Raw genomic sequence first — 13,826 nt, 5'->3', positions numbered from 1 at the left:
GCACCGGTGTGGACGATGTCGATGCCGCGCGCCTTGGCGTCTTCCGGCGTCGGCAGCACGCCCGGGTCGGTCTGGAAGTGCGGATCCTTCGAGCGGAACGACAGGATCTTCATGTTTTCGCTGAGCACGAAGGGCACCCGCAGATTATCGAGCGTGATCACCTTCGACACCATCTCCGGGTGCTGATGGGCGACATACATGGAGACGTCGCCGCCATTGGAGTGGCCGACAAGGGTGATGTGGTCATAGTCGGCGTTTTCCTGCCGCCTCTTCAGTTCAGCCAGCGTGAAGAGGATATTGGCCTCGCAGCGGATATAGACCTCGCGCCTGCCCACATATTGCTGACCGACATGGGTCATCAACGGCGGATCGCTCGGCAGGTCCTGCTGGATGCTGGCAACGAGATAGCCGCGTGCCGCGAGCACGTTGGCGAGGAAGGAATACTCGGTGGCTTTCACGGTGTTGCCGTTGCTGATGACGGCGAGCGGCAGCTTCCAGAGGCCGAGATTGGCCTTGGTCTCGTAGTCGCGCCGCACCGCGACGTCGACCGAGATCGGCCGCTGGCGTGAGGCATCGAACAGGGTCCACGTCTCATGGCGGATCGCGAACCGGCTGACGACGAAATACTGGCCGACGCCGAGGACACCGAGAAACGCCAGGATTGCAAACACCCTTTTCATGGATCGGTCTCAAATCACTTTCGGCTGAACATGGCTATTGGAAGCTCCCCGATCGAGCGATCGTGAGCAGGTTACGGGATTAAATTTAGGCAAGTCTGTGAGAAGCGCCGCAAAAGGGCCGCATCAAGGCGCGCGGCGGCGACGGTTAATGCGACTAGAGGTGGCCGCCCCTACCGCGTTCGGGGCAGAGCCGGAACGCGCTCGACAGCGTGAACAGGAAGCGCGGGCTGCGGCGCTCGTTGTCCGGTGCCCGGTAGCTCAAGGGGACGGCCACGCCGAGATCGGCCTGGAGATCATCCGGCAGGAAGAGCCGCACGCCAACTCCGGCCGACGTCAGCGACAGGCCGTCGCTCAGGCGGTAACCGTCGTTCCAGACTGCGCCGGCGTCGCCAAAGGCGTAGAGCTGATATCCCGTCCAGTAGCGGAAATTGAGTTTCTGGTCGAAACGGACTTCGAGCGAGCCGGCCAGACCGTTGTCGCCGCTGATCTCGGCTGCGCCATAGCCCCGGCCGAAGGCTGCGACGCCGAGATAGAATTGCTGCGAGGTGAAAAGCGGCCGGGACGCCGTCTGGCTCGCCGCGGAGAGCTTGAACGACCAGGCGTCGTTAAGCGTCTGGTAGCGCGTGAACCAGACGTTCAGCACAGAGAAGTTCCAGGCGGCGCCGTCGCGCGATAGCAGATCGTCGTCGAAATGGGAGGCACCGAAGATGTCGAGGCCCTGACGGTAGGTCAGTGTCGCGAAATTGGTGCCGCCGAAGCGATCCTGGAGCCGGTAGTCGGCCGTCACGCTCGCGGTCCTGATATGGTCGTTGTACCAGGGGCCGTAAAGATCGTGCTCCGACACGTTGCTGAAGGTCCCGGCCACGGTGAGCGTCAGCGCGGAGGATCGCGACGTGAAGGGCACGGTGCTTGCCCGCAACTCGAATGCCTCGGTCGTGGTGATGTCGCCGTCCAGACGTCGGGCGTCGCCCGGCCGCACCGCGCTGTACAGGACGGACGCGCCGAGACGCACGCCATCGACGCCGACAGGGGTGTCATACGACAGCCGCGCAAAGCCAAGCTCGCGCGGGTCGTTGGCAATGGTCGACAGGTTGACCGCCAGCGTGTCGCCGGGCGTGAGATAGGAGTTGAAAGCGCCGGTCGCATAGGTCTGCCACGGGCCGACCGACGACGAGCCCAGATTGTCCAGGCCCAACGACGAGAAGACGTGCCAGGTTTTCAGATAGACGATGAGGCGGAAGCGGCCGGTCGCACCACCGATCTCTTCCAGGGCGGTATCGGTGATCCGAACGCCTGGCCTGCCGTTGATGAGGAAGAGCTGGCGCTCGAGCGTCGGCAGGCGCGATGGCTGCTCGGCCAGAACCGGCCCGAGCATCGGTCTCACCCCGAACTGTCCGGCGCCGTCGCCTTTCAACTCGGCTTGCACGATGGCGCCTTCGATCACCTGGATCCGGACGCGGCCCTCGGCAATGTCCTGCGGCGGCACGATGGCCCGGCTCAGATGGAAGCCGTCTGCGCGGTAGAGATCGCTGATCGCGCCGGCGATCGCGGCGAGGTCAGCTTGCGAGACCTTCTTGCCGAGATAGGGCCGATAGACTGCGGCGATGCGATCGTGGACCACGGCGCGGGCGCCGCTGACCTGGACGCCGCGCAGCACGAATTGCGGTTTGGTATCGCCACCGGTGTTTGGCTGGCCGACCGTCGGCAGCCTGACCGGAGGACGGCTCAGCGATTCCTGCCCGGCTTGGTTTTCAAAGTATTTCTCCGGCTGCCGAGGGTCGAAGCCCGGCTGGTTCGCCTGTTGCGCGAGCGCCTGCGAAGTTCCCGTGAAAATCGGCGCCATTAGCATCAGCGCGGTAAGGAGATGCCGCTTCTCAATGCGCGCAACGAATCGATCTCCGTAGTTCGACGGAGAAGCGCCCATCAGCCGGTAAGGGTTCGTTAGCCGCATGATTTTTCTTAGTTTTTTATGGTCAACGAAACGTTAATGCGACCGCTCCGCTCTCTGCTTCCCGCTAAGTCTACGTTGAGTGATTTCGGCTACGCCTCGGACTGGCTTCTAACGCGGACTGAGGATCGTCATGCTGGGCAGAGTTGGAATGCGGTGCGCCTTCGTGGCCGCACTGATCCTGGGAATGGCATCCGGCGCGTCCGCCGCGGACGATGGCGTCTGGTCGGTCAGCAAGTCCTCGGGCGAAGTCTGGGTCGCTGCGAATGGCGTGCAGCAAGTCTCGTTGGGCCAGGAAGGGACGCTGAAACCGGGCGATACCATTCGCACCGGCCGCAACGGGCGCTTGCTGCTCGTCCGCGGCGAGGAAACGATTCTGATCTCTCCGAACTCGGTAGTCGGCTTGCCGGTTGAGAAGAAGGAGGGGCTTTCGACCACCATCATCCAGCAGGCCGGTTCGATCCTGCTCGAGGTCGAGAAGCGCAACGTCAAGCATTTCGAGGTCGAGACGCCCTATCTCGCCGCCGTGGTCAAGGGTACCCAGTTCAGCGTGACCGTGGCTGCGGGCAGCACCAAGGTCGGCGTGCTCCGTGGCCAGGTCGAGGTCTCCGACTTCAAGACCGGGCAGATCGCCCGAGTCATGCCGGGACAAGCGGCGACCGCCCTTGAACATGGCAAGCCCGGCCTCACTCTGACCGGCGCCGGGACCTTCAATCCGATCGAACACGGTAAGCCGCGCGCTTCGACGGTCGAGCGCGTGCCCGTGCCGAAATCGGGTCTGTCCGCCCCGCGCAATGCTTCGAACGGTCATGGGGTCCATGCGCTCGGTACGATCGACAAGGGGACCAAGGCGGCCGGCGCGCCGAAGCAATCACATCAGGCGACCGGAGGTCACGCACCCAAGGCCGGCCTCGTCCGCATCTCGAGTTCGCTCGGCGAGGTCAAGCTGAACGTCCACAAGGTTACGAACGGGCTCGCCCACGGCGCCGTTGCTCCCGGGCAGGTGCGCAACGCGAACGCCGGCACCGAGACCGTCTGGAGCGATACGAAGGCGAGCACGACGACCGCGGCCGCCAACAGCAGTGCATCCGCGGCCAGTGCCGCATCGACGTCGTCGAGTGTGACGACGGCTGTCGCGACCACGGCTGGTTCAACCAGCAATGTGTCCGGCGGAAGCTCGGGGAGTGGAAGCAGCGGGACTGGCGCGACCGGCAACGGAAGCAGCGGCACCGGCAACAATGGGAACGGAAATAGCGGCAACGGCAACCACGGCCACCACTACGGTTGGTACAACGGCCATCGCTAGGACCGTCGGGTCGCCTTAAGGGGAGCATTGGGTGGCGAGCGCCGCCAGTGCCGGGGAATAAAGTGAAACGCTATCGGCCGCATATCCTTGTCGTGATCGCGCTGGCGGTCGTGCTGTCCTCGGGATGGCACGGCGCGCTACGCAATGCACTCACCGATCTGCGGTTCGCCTGGCAATCGCGTGCGGCCAGCGGCAATGTCGTCGTGGTGGCTATCGACGCGCCCTCAATCGACCAGATCGGGGTGTGGCCCTGGCCGCGCCGGCTGCACGCGGAGCTGTTGCACAGGCTCGAGGCTGCGGGAGCGCAGGACGTTGCATTCGACGTTGATTTCAGCACGCCGTCTGATCCCGCGTCCGACGAGGCCTTCGTCAAGGCGCTCCGAGAGGTCGGCGGCTCGACGATCCTTCCGTCCTTCAAGCAGCCGACACCGAACGGCGGGACGGCTCACGTCAATCGTCCGCTGAAGCCGTTCAGCAATCAGTCGTGGCCGGCCTTGGTCAATGTCGCAATCGAATCCGACGGCCTCGTTCGCCGTTATCCGGTCGGCGAGAAGCTCGGCGATTCCCAGATGCCGTCCATGGCCGTCGTGCTGGCCGGGCAGAATGCTAATCGGCGACCGCCCTTTCTGATCGATTTCAGCATTCGCGCTGCCTCCATCCCGAGCGTCTCCTATTTTGACGTGCTGCGCGGTGACGCCGCGACCCTGGACAAGCTGCGGCACAAGAAGGTCATCGTCGGCGCCACGGCGCTCGAGCTCGGTGATCGGCTCAGCGTTCCAAACGGCAAGATCGTCTCGGGACCCGTTCTCCAGGCGCTGGCGGCGGAGTCGATCCTCCAGAACCGGATGCTGCGCTGGACGTCCGATGTCGGCATGATCATTGGCCTCGGCCTGATCTGCTTGCTGATGATGTATTCGTGGCGCCGCTTTGGACCGGGTATTCGTGTTGCGATCCTGATCGCAGCTGGCGTGGGCGTCGAACTGACTGCTGTCCTCGTGCAGGCAAGGTGGCCGCTCATCATCGACACGTCGCTGCTTCATATCGCGATCGTTGCCTATCTGGCGGCGATTGCGCTCGACGAGATCGATTTCCGCAGTCTGTTGGGTCGCATTGCCGAGAGCCGCTTTCATCGCATCGCGATGTCGCTCGGCGACGGTCTGGTCTGCACCGACGAAGATCACCGGATTACGGTGTGGAATCCCGGCGCCAGCGCGATCTTTGGCTATATGCCGACTGAAATGATCGGGCGTCCGTTCGAAACGCTCTGTGCGGAGCCTGCCGAAGGGGCCGCAAAGACGTTTGCCATGCGCGATGCTGCGCGCCAGGCGCTGCTGGTGCCCGGCGGTGCCGTTGTCGTCGAGTTCGAAGGCCGGCGCAACAATGGCGAGACCTTCCCCGTCGAAGCGAGCTTCTCGGGCTGGCAGGGTACCGACGGTTTCCAGTACGGCGCGATCCTGCGCGACATCTCGGTCCGCAAGCGCGAGGCCGAACGCGTACGCTATCTCGCCGAACATGACGCGCTGACGGGCCTTGCCAACCGCAACATGCTGCATGTCGGCGTTGCCGGTCTGATCGCTGCCGCGGAGCGGCGATCGTCCGACGTTGCGCTGCTGGTGCTCGGCCTCGACCGCTTCCAGCAGATCAACGACATGTTCGGCCATTCGGCCGGCGATCTCGTGCTGCGCGCCGTCGCCGAGCGTCTGCGGACCGAAGTCGATGGCAGCGCCATCGTAGCCCGGCTCAGCGGCGACGAATTCGCCATCGCGCTCGATGGCGTAGAGGCTGGCGAGCCGATTGTGAAGTTCGCCGACCGGATCGCGCGCGCGTTCGAAGCGCCGCTTGCAACGGGTTCGCGCCAACACCGCGTCAGGATCAGCATCGGCGTCGCGGTCTATCCCGAAGGTGGACAGAATGCCGATGATCTCCTGAGCAACGGCCATCTCGCGTTGAGCCGCGCGAAGGCGACGCGGCGCGGCAGCCATGTGATCTTCGAGAGTGCGATCAGGCAGGAGCTGGAGAACCGGCTGACGCTCGAGAGCGAGCTGGCGATTGCCGCGGATCGCGGCGAGTTCGAACTATTTTACCAGCCCCAGGTTCGCCTGGTCGACGCCAGCCTGGTCGGCGCCGAAGCGCTCATTCGCTGGCGGCACCCCGTGCGAGGCTATGTCTCGCCCGGAGAGTTCATGCCGGTGGTCAACACCTCTGCCCTTTCGGAGCGGATCGCGAGCTGGGTCATGGAGACCGCCTGCCGTCAGGCGCGCGCCTGGGAATTGTCCGGCAACAGCGTGCGCGTCGCGATCAACCTGTCGCCGTCGCAGCTCCACTCCGGAGATCTCGCGCATTCGGTTGCGGCGCTGCTGGAAACCACGGGGCTCACGCCGTCGCTGCTCGAACTCGAGGTCACGGAGGACATCCTGCTGCATGATGAAAGCCGCGTGCTCGACATGTTCAAGCGGATCCAGCAGCTCGGCGTCCGCGTCCTGTTTGACGACTTCGGCACAGGTTATGCGAGCCTGAGCTATCTGAAGAAGTTTCCGCTGGACGGGCTCAAGATCGACCGCTCGTTCGTGCTCGACCTGCTCGCCGATTCCGACGACGCCGCGATCGTCGGCTCGACGATTGGCCTTAGCAGGCAGCTCGGACTGACGGTCGTGGCGGAAGGCATTGAGAATCGCGCGACCGCGGACTTCCTGGTGAGCATGGGATGCGCGGAAGGGCAGGGATATTTCTTTGGTCGTCCGATGCCTGTCGGAGCGTTTGAGAAGCAGTTCCTGACGGCGCAACCCGAGGCCGTCAGCGCTGCCTGAACCGCCTCAATTCGGACTGCTAGCGTCGGCGCGCTACCGCCACACCAAACAGGAAAGCGACAAACAGGCTGGCAAGCGGGGCTTCGCGCGTGATCGCCGCGACCGTCGAAAGCGGCCGTCCCGGCTTTCGTGCTTCATCGATCGCGGAGGTCAGGCGATCGACAGCAGCGCGCAAACCGCCTGCGACTTCGCCGATTGTGTGAGAGACGTCGGTCGCTACGTCGATGGCACGCTCGGCCACGCCGGGCTGGGGATTGGGCTGCGGTACTTCCGTGCTCAAGCTCGCGACCTCCGGAGTTGGCGAAGAGATTGAGGCCGGCACCTTTGGCTATCCGCGCGTGCGCTCGTTTTGAACAGCGGGTCCGAAGACCTTTGGCTATCCGCGACAGGCGCCGTTGTGAACGGCGGGTGTCGGCCTTGCAAAGAAAATGCGGGGTGCTGGAATTTGTTCCAGGAAGTATTTTTGAGCAGTAAATCCCCGTGAAACGACGGGTGCGAATCTCTGTTAGGCTGTTGCAGCCTTGCTGATCTCAGGAGATTGCCGTGACCGATCGGATTGTGGCGGATCGACCTCGGCGCATCGCCTTGCTCGGCGCGCCCATCGACATGGGGGCTTCGCAGCGCGGCACCTTGATGGGGCCTGCGGCGCTGCGCACCGCCGGTCTTGCAACACTTCTGGAGAGCCTCGACTTCGAGGTCGTCGACCACGGTGATCTCTCGGTCTCCGAGGTCACGGATCTTTCCGACCGGCCGCCGGAGAAGGCTAATCATTACCGCGAGATCCAGCGCTGGACGTGTGTGCTGAGCCGCAGAGGCTATGAGATTGCCAAGACCGGTGCGCTGCCGATCTTCCTCGGCGGCGATCATACGTTGTCGATGGGGTCTGTGAACGCCATGGCCCGCCACTGGCAGGAGCGCGGACGCGAGCTGTTCGTGCTCTGGCTCGATGCCCATGCCGATTACAATACGCCGGAGACGACGATTACCGCCAACATGCACGGCATGTCGGCTGCGTTCCTGTGCGGCGAGCCCGGCCTCGACGGCCTGCTCGGGGATCACCCGCGCGCCCCGATCGATCCTGACAGGCTCGACCTGTTCGGGGCGCGCTCGATCGACAAGCTCGAAAAGGAGTTGATGCGGACGCGCCGGATCAGGGTTGTCGACATGCGCCAGATCGATGAATTCGGTGTCGCCGTGCTGATCCGGCGCGTCATCGAGCGGGTCAAGGCGAGGAACGGCGTGCTGCATGTCAGCTTCGATGTCGATTTCCTCGATCCGAGTGTGGCGCCGGGTGTCGGCACCACGGTGCCGGGCGGAGCGACCTATCGCGAGGCGCATCTGATCATGGAGCTGCTGCACGATTCCGGTGTGGTGGGATCGGTCGACATCGTCGAGCTCAATCCGTTTCTGGACGAGCGCGGTCGTACCGCGCGGACGGCCGTCGAGCTGATCGGCAGTTTGTTCGGCCAGCAGATCACCGACCGGCCGACGCCGAGCAACGCGATCGCGCCAGGCGAGTGATGCCCGCGTCGTTGTGCGCTGCGAAAGAAGGGGACTACTGTCGCGGCCACCGGATCTAGATCAGTCCAGGTCGAAATCGCCTGTTTTTAAAACAGGCGCGAATTGCAAATTCACGTCGCGAAAGGTTTCAAGCGGGTCGCGCTACAGACGAGGATCCGCCATGAGCAGCACGATCGACTCCGACAACAAATCCACGGGAACGACGCGCCGCCATTTTCTACGCGGCAGTGCCGTCGTGGCGGGCGGCACCGTTTTGGGCTCGGGCGGCGGCCGCTGAGACCGACAACCTTCCACCCAACGTTCCCGAATGGATGAAGGCGCCCGGCGAGCCGACCGGAGGCCAAGTGGCTCAGTCGGCCAGGGGCGCGAGGTGTTCGCGCAGCAATGTGCTGCATGCCACGGCGACAAAGGCGAAGGCGGACCGGGCGATCGACTGGTCGGAGGTCAAGGTACGATCGGAACGCCAAAGCCGATCCGCACCGTCGGCAGCTATTGGCCTTATGCGCCCACGCTGTTCGACTACATCCGCCGCGCCATGCCGCAGAACGCGCCGCAGTCGATGAGCGACGAAGACGTGTATGCGGTGTCCGCTTATATTTTGAACCTCAATCGGCCTGGTCGGGGCGGACACAACGCTCGATGCGACGTCGCTTGCGGCCGTCAAAATGGCGAACCGCGACGGTTCGTGGGCGATGCGCGGCCGGATGTGAAAAAGTGATTGCCTGTGACGGTCCGGTTCTGCGCGGTGGCGCGGAACTTGCCTGCGCAAAGCTTGGAACTCGCGGGACCCGAATGAATTAACCTGCGAGAGGAAAACTATATGGATCATTCAATGGCAATTGATCGCTTCGCGTACTCCATGTCCTCGGCGTTGCGCCATCCCGGCGTGATCGCGTTGATTGTGGCTGGCGTGACGATTGCGGCGATGCTCATCGTTGATCATGGACCGTGGAATCGCGCCAAGACGCAGCCGGCCCACGTTGCGATGTACGCAACCACGGGCGAGGCTGCGCACGCCGTTGGTGCCAGGGTGCTTCCGACCGAACCGAAATCGCCGGTCGAGCCGGAGCGGCCGGGGCCGAAAACGTCTCCGACCGTCAATCCCGTGACGCCGTAATACGGCATAGCGTTTCCGTTAGGCGCCGGTCCAGTCAGCCAAGCAATGACGAGCCGAGCAGGGCGAGCACGGCCAGCGCCATGATCGCCGTGCCGAGCCAGCCCAGCGCGACCAGCCATGAGCGGGCCTTGAAGCGGCCCATGATCGCGCGGCTCGAGACGATCAGCATCATCATCGCCATGATCGGGACGGCGACGATGCCGTTGAGCACCGCGCTCCACACCAGCATGTGGATGGAGTCGATCCCGGTGAAGCCGAGGCCGAAGCCGATGATGGTTGCGGCCGCGATGATGGTGTAGAAGCCGACGGCCTTCTCCGGCTTCGCCTCGAGCGTGGCGCGCCAGCCGAAAATCTCCGCGACGCCATATGCCGCCGAGCCCGCCAGCACCGGGATCGCCAGCAGGCCAGTGCCGATGATGCCGAGCGCGAACAGCGCGAAGGTGAAGTCGCCGGCGAGCGGCCGCAGCGCCTCGGCCGCCTCCGTCGCCGAGTTGATCCTGGTGATGCCGTTGGCGTGCAGCACCGATGCCGTGGTCAGGATGATGAAGAAGGCGACGCAATTGGAGAGCAGCATGCCGATGACGGTGTCGGCCCTGATGCGCGCGATCTCGGGATCGCCGCCGCTCGGAAGGTCGCGCAGCGGCCTGTCGCGCTTGCCCTGGTTCATCTCCTCGACCTCCTGGGCGGCCTGCCAGAAGAAGAGATAGGGGCTGATGGTGGTGCCGAGCACGGCGACGACCATCAGGAAATACTCCGCGCTGACATTCGCCTTCGGCCATACCGCGGCAAGCAGCGCGGTGCTCCACGGGATCTGCACGGTGAAGGCGGTCGCGACATAGGCGAACAGCGCCAGGGTGAGGAATTTCAGCACCGGCGAATAGCGGCGATAGGGCACGAACACCTGGAGCAGCGTCGAGCCCGCCGCGAAGATCAGCGCGTGCTCGTGATGGAGCCCGCCGATGACCAGCGAGAGCGCCTCCGCCATCGCCGCGATATCGGCGGCGATGTTGCAAGTGTTGGCGATGACGAGCAGCGAGACCAGCCCCAGCACGACCCAGCGCGGCGCGAACTCCAGGACGTTGGCGGCCAGCCCCTTGCCCGTGACCCGGCCGATCCGCGCGCTGACCAGCTGAATCGCGATCATGAACGGCAGGGTCAGAAACACCGTCCAGAGCAGCCCGTAGCCGAACTGCGCACCGGCCTGCGAATAGGTCGCGATGCCCGACGGATCGTCGTCGGCGGCTCCGGTGACGAGCCCGGGGCCGAGCCGCTTGAGCAGCATCGGCCCCGGCTTTGCCGGCGCCTCGGTGCTGTCGTGCGTGGCGTGGCGTTGTTGGGATCGGCTCGACAGGGCTCCACCTTCCGGAATCGCGAATTGGATCTCAAGCGCGATCCTCGCCGCAAAGTTCCCTTGGGCGGTGAGCAGTGCCGCCGGGGCGTGCAGGCACCCTCGCCGTTGGCACCCGTCGTCTGCAAGCCCTTCAAACAGCGGCGCCCCGGCTTGGAACCAAACGCGGACTCGCGCGTTACGGTGCCGCTTGGAGGGCGGTTCCAACGCGGTCCTCGCAGGCAGAGTCGGCGCGGTCCCTGCCGGTGCCTGGGGCCTGGACCACGCGCCGTGCGGGGTCAGAAATCTGCCATGAAGAGAGGGGGGCTCACTTGGCCGCCGATCTGATTTTCAGAATCGCAGTTGCCGGTCTGTTTGTGTTTTCAGCGGTGCTCGCGTCCATGCTGTGGCTCAACATGTGAGCTTCGCCGCGCCGTTAGGAACGGCCGATCCATGGCGGCGTTTGTCCGTCCGGATGGAGGAGACGTCATGGACAATCTGACCAAGCGCGTGCAGCCGGACCGCAGCAAGATCAACATGCGCGAGGCCGTCGAGGTCAAGTACTGGGCGCACGCGCTCGGCGTCTCGAAGGAGGAGTTGCAAAAGGCCGTCGACAAGGTCGGCAATTCGGCCGCCGCCGTCCGCAAGGAGCTGGCGCCCTTGCGCGTTCAACGGAAGGATTTGGCGCAGGCCCCACCGCTCCCGGGCGGGGCTGCTACTTGACGCTGACGAACATGCCCCAGGCGGCGGCCAGCGCCCCGCCGGTGAACACGACCACCGGGCTGTCGCAGAAGGTGCGGCCATAGGTGCAGACGTCCGCGCCGAACTGGCCGAGCTCGTGATGGCCCGCGGAGTAGAATATTCCGGACAGTGCCAGCAATGCGGCTGCGACGTAGTACATCGACGGTCTCCAGGACTTCTCGGCGGGACTTCTCGACAGGACTTTCCTGATGGCGTGTTTCGCAACGGACGTGTCCCAGCATGGCGCGAACAGATTTCGTTCCGCCGAATCCGGCTCGCCGCATTTAATTAAAGTTTGCGCCGTCGGGCGAAACACTGGCATGATGGCAGTCTGCACAGGAGCGTCGCCACGGCCCGTGCAGGGCGCCAGAGCCTGCAGGTTGGACCGCGACGAAACAGACCTGAAACAATCCTGAAACCCGATTGTCCTGAACGCCGCGCCCGCTCGCCCCGACCAACGGGAGCGAAAGGGAGATCATCATGATCCAGATCGGTTCGAAGGAAGAAGTCGCGTTTCTGCTGGCGCTGTTCGGCACTCACACCCAGCCGGTCAAGCGGCCGAAGCCGAAATCCTCCCGCGGCTAGGCGGGTGTTCGCATGACGCCGGTTTTCGATGTCGGCTATCGTCTGGTCGCGGTCGCGCTGTCAGTCTGTTGCGCCCGCCAGGCCTGGCACGGCCTCATCGCGAGAAAGATAAGGTTCGTCGACGATGACTGGCTGGACTGGTCGAGATGGGCGAGCCAGGTCTTTCACAGAGACACCATGCCGATCCGGTACTGGATGCAGTTATCCGGCACGGCAATCTCCTCACTCCTGTGCCTCGCTGCCGCGTTCATCGGCTGGTGGCAGCCGAACGGCTGAACATCCGTTGAAGCCAGATCGCAGCCAAGCTGAAAGCTGTCCCCCCATGCCCGGTTTGGCCGAATGCCAGAGCCTCTTGCGTCTGTTGATCGCAAGGGGAGATCCCAAGGCCATCCCGCTCGCCAAGGGCGCCATCGATCAATATCTCAACACGGCGCCGGCGAGCTTCCGCGGCCGCGGCCTGCGCGTGCTCCAGCGCGACGCGCTCGACCAGCACGGCAGCGCCGTCGGCGTGCAGCGGTCCTTTGCCGAAACGGTGGATGCCTACATCGCGGCGAAGCTGGCGGAGGAATAGGCCGGGTTCCACGCTGTCGCGTTGCCTTCCTCGGGCAATCACGCGCCGATTGGCATCCCTCTTGCTGCACAGGGTCTCAACCCCGGCCCGGCAGATCGGGCTGATCCAGATTGAGGCGATCCCATGCAGTCAAAGTCCCGTTTCGAAGCGACCGCGTCCCTGCAGCTCCACGTCCTGATTTCCGACCTGAATTGGCGGGTTCAGATGCTCGAGCGCGACATTGCCGAGGAGGAGCGCAATGCCGGCAATGCCGATCCCGGCAGCCCCAGCTATTCCATGCTGGCGCTGACATTGCGGATGCGCCGGGACAATCTGCGCACCTCGATCGCCATGCTGGAGGGGCGGCTCGACCGCGCGGCCCGACTGTCGCAGGCGGCGTAGCCGCGGATCGCGGCTGCGGCTCTCCGCTCAGGCGGTGCCGGACCGCTCGTTCCGCTTCAGCAGGCCGACCTTGCGGCTGAGCTGCCAGACCTCGACATCGCCGCGGCGCGTGAACTGCCGGGCGACCGCGAGGGCGGATTCATCCGAGGCAGCCTCGAACGCTTCGGCGGATTGAAACACGCCGTTCTCGCCGACGAGATAGGCGCGATATTGCTGGGTCATGTCGGCGGCCTCAGGCCGGGCGAATGCAGCCAGGCGTCGATCTGCATGGCGGTCTCGTCCTGCCGTGCACGCCGCAGCAGCAGGTCGCGGCGGCGCCCCGGCGCCAGCGCGCGCGCTTCCTCGCGCAGGCGCGCGAGGTCGTCTGCGAGCCGCTCGTGAAGTGTTCTGGTCTGCTTGAAGCGATTTCGCTTCCTCATGATGCTGCTCCGTCGTTGGTGTGGGGCGGGAGCGCAACCGGCGTTCTCGTCACCGTAGATGCCAGGGGCCTTGCGGCGATGGGAGCAATCCTAAGCCGCGTCCAGCGGAGCCGTCTGTATCCTTTGTTGTGTGGCGATAAAAATTTGTCGCGCAATCTGCAATGAGACGATGGCGCGGTTTGAGCTGCTTACTCACCTTGCCAGTGAGCCGGCCTCTGCGCGTGCGGGTCGACCCTTGTGGCAGGCCGCGGCGGGTTTGGCTGCTGCTACTTGCCGCCGGCAACGCCGGCCTTGCTTTGGCCGCCCTGCGTCGAGCTGCTGGCGCTTGGCGTTGCCCGCCCGCTGGCTAGACGATCGATTCCATGAATTTGGCGGTCATGGAACGGGACGTTTGTTTGTGGATTCTTCGTTTGCGATTGAGTG

15 protein-coding genes and 2 pseudogenes are annotated in these 13,826 nt (G+C 64.4%); 10 read left to right on the top strand and 7 right to left on the bottom strand.

Annotated features, from left to right (window positions below; all coding sequences use genetic code 11):
- Positions 1-116 precede the first annotated feature (116 nt).
- Both QSV46_RS41510 and QSV46_RS35745 read right to left on the bottom strand, forming a co-directional pair.
- Positions 117-359: pseudogene (locus tag QSV46_RS41510) on the bottom strand (alpha/beta fold hydrolase); the annotation flags it as partial.
- Positions 360-834: 475 nt separating this feature from the next.
- Positions 835-2,631: a ShlB/FhaC/HecB family hemolysin secretion/activation protein gene (locus QSV46_RS35745; protein ID WP_314962845.1), complete on the bottom strand. Its 1,797-nt coding sequence runs from the start codon at positions 2,629-2,631 to the stop codon at positions 835-837.
- A gap of 130 nt (positions 2,632-2,761) precedes the next feature.
- Here QSV46_RS35745 and QSV46_RS35740 point away from each other — a divergent pair, with 130 nt between their 5' ends.
- Positions 2,762-3,934: a FecR family protein gene (locus tag QSV46_RS35740; protein WP_314962843.1), complete on the top strand. Its 1,173-nt coding sequence runs from the start codon at positions 2,762-2,764 to the stop codon at positions 3,932-3,934.
- Between the two features lie 62 nt (positions 3,935-3,996).
- Positions 3,997-6,741, top strand: coding sequence for an EAL domain-containing protein (locus QSV46_RS35735; RefSeq protein WP_314962841.1), 2,745 nt, complete (start codon positions 3,997-3,999; stop codon positions 6,739-6,741).
- A 19-nt stretch (positions 6,742-6,760) separates the two neighbouring features.
- On the opposite strand, the gene QSV46_RS35730 is transcribed toward QSV46_RS35735, so the two are convergent.
- Entirely contained in the window at positions 6,761-7,021 is a 261-nt protein-coding gene (locus QSV46_RS35730; protein WP_314962839.1) for a hypothetical protein, read from the bottom strand.
- 263 nt (positions 7,022-7,284) lie between these two features.
- Between QSV46_RS35730 and rocF the strand changes: the two genes are divergently transcribed.
- From rocF to QSV46_RS35710, 4 genes and pseudogenes are all read left to right on the top strand, one after another.
- Positions 7,285-8,262, top strand: a complete 978-nt coding sequence (gene rocF / locus QSV46_RS35725) for an arginase (protein ID WP_314962837.1) — start codon at positions 7,285-7,287, stop codon at positions 8,260-8,262.
- 160 nt (positions 8,263-8,422) lie between these two features.
- Positions 8,423-8,539 carry a twin-arginine translocation signal domain-containing protein gene (locus QSV46_RS35720; protein ID WP_314962834.1) on the top strand — a complete coding sequence of 39 codons (117 nt, stop codon included), beginning with the start codon at positions 8,423-8,425 and terminating at the stop codon, positions 8,537-8,539.
- Between the two features lie 66 nt (positions 8,540-8,605).
- Positions 8,606-8,980, top strand: a pseudogene (locus tag QSV46_RS35715) (c-type cytochrome); the annotation flags it as partial.
- 114 nt (positions 8,981-9,094) lie between these two features.
- Positions 9,095-9,379 (top strand): hypothetical protein, encoded by a 285-nt coding sequence (locus QSV46_RS35710; protein ID WP_314962832.1) that lies wholly within the window; start codon positions 9,095-9,097, stop codon positions 9,377-9,379.
- A 34-nt stretch (positions 9,380-9,413) separates the two neighbouring features.
- Here QSV46_RS35710 and QSV46_RS35705 read toward each other — a convergent pair whose 3' ends face one another.
- Entirely contained in the window at positions 9,414-10,661 is a 1,248-nt protein-coding gene (locus QSV46_RS35705; RefSeq protein WP_314962829.1) for a divalent metal cation transporter, read from the bottom strand.
- Between the two features lie 534 nt (positions 10,662-11,195).
- Between QSV46_RS35705 and QSV46_RS35700 the strand changes: the two genes are divergently transcribed.
- Positions 11,196-11,429: a DUF3606 domain-containing protein gene (locus QSV46_RS35700; protein WP_314962826.1), complete on the top strand. Its 234-nt coding sequence runs from the start codon at positions 11,196-11,198 to the stop codon at positions 11,427-11,429.
- Here QSV46_RS35700 and QSV46_RS35695 read toward each other — a convergent pair.
- A complete protein-coding gene (locus QSV46_RS35695) occupies positions 11,422-11,607 on the bottom strand; it encodes a hypothetical protein (protein ID WP_314962824.1) in 186 nt (61 codons plus the stop codon). The two genes, QSV46_RS35700 and QSV46_RS35695, sit on opposite strands and share 8 nt — an antisense overlap.
- A gap of 437 nt (positions 11,608-12,044) precedes the next feature.
- Between QSV46_RS35695 and QSV46_RS35690 the strand changes: the two genes are divergently transcribed.
- The 3 genes from QSV46_RS35690 to QSV46_RS35680 all read left to right on the top strand — a co-directional run bounded on the left by QSV46_RS35690 (position 12,045) and on the right by QSV46_RS35680 (position 12,984).
- Positions 12,045-12,308: a hypothetical protein gene (locus QSV46_RS35690; RefSeq protein ID WP_314962821.1), complete on the top strand. Its 264-nt coding sequence runs from the start codon at positions 12,045-12,047 to the stop codon at positions 12,306-12,308.
- 46 nt (positions 12,309-12,354) lie between these two features.
- Positions 12,355-12,603 carry a hypothetical protein gene (locus QSV46_RS35685; RefSeq protein WP_314962818.1) on the top strand — a complete coding sequence of 83 codons (249 nt, stop codon included), beginning with the start codon at positions 12,355-12,357 and terminating at the stop codon, positions 12,601-12,603.
- Between the two features lie 123 nt (positions 12,604-12,726).
- Positions 12,727-12,984, top strand: coding sequence for a hypothetical protein (locus tag QSV46_RS35680; protein ID WP_314962815.1), 258 nt, complete (start codon positions 12,727-12,729; stop codon positions 12,982-12,984).
- A gap of 27 nt (positions 12,985-13,011) precedes the next feature.
- Here QSV46_RS35680 and QSV46_RS35675 read toward each other — a convergent pair whose 3' ends face one another.
- Both QSV46_RS35675 and QSV46_RS35670 read right to left on the bottom strand, forming a co-directional pair.
- Positions 13,012-13,206 carry a hypothetical protein gene (locus QSV46_RS35675; protein WP_314962812.1) on the bottom strand — a complete coding sequence of 65 codons (195 nt, stop codon included), beginning with the start codon at positions 13,204-13,206 and terminating at the stop codon, positions 13,012-13,014.
- Positions 13,203-13,403 carry a hypothetical protein gene (locus tag QSV46_RS35670; RefSeq protein WP_314962809.1) on the bottom strand — a complete coding sequence of 67 codons (201 nt, stop codon included), beginning with the start codon at positions 13,401-13,403 and terminating at the stop codon, positions 13,203-13,205. The genes QSV46_RS35675 and QSV46_RS35670 overlap by 4 nt, the downstream gene beginning before the upstream one ends.
- Positions 13,404-13,826 lie beyond the last annotated feature (423 nt).

Source organism: Bradyrhizobium cosmicum, from assembly GCF_032290525.1.
In the GTDB taxonomy this organism is placed as follows: Bacteria; Pseudomonadota; Alphaproteobacteria; order Rhizobiales; family Xanthobacteraceae; genus Bradyrhizobium; species Bradyrhizobium cosmicum_A.
Note: the sequence above shows the minus strand (reverse complement) of the source record. Positions and strands in the feature narration are given on the sequence as shown.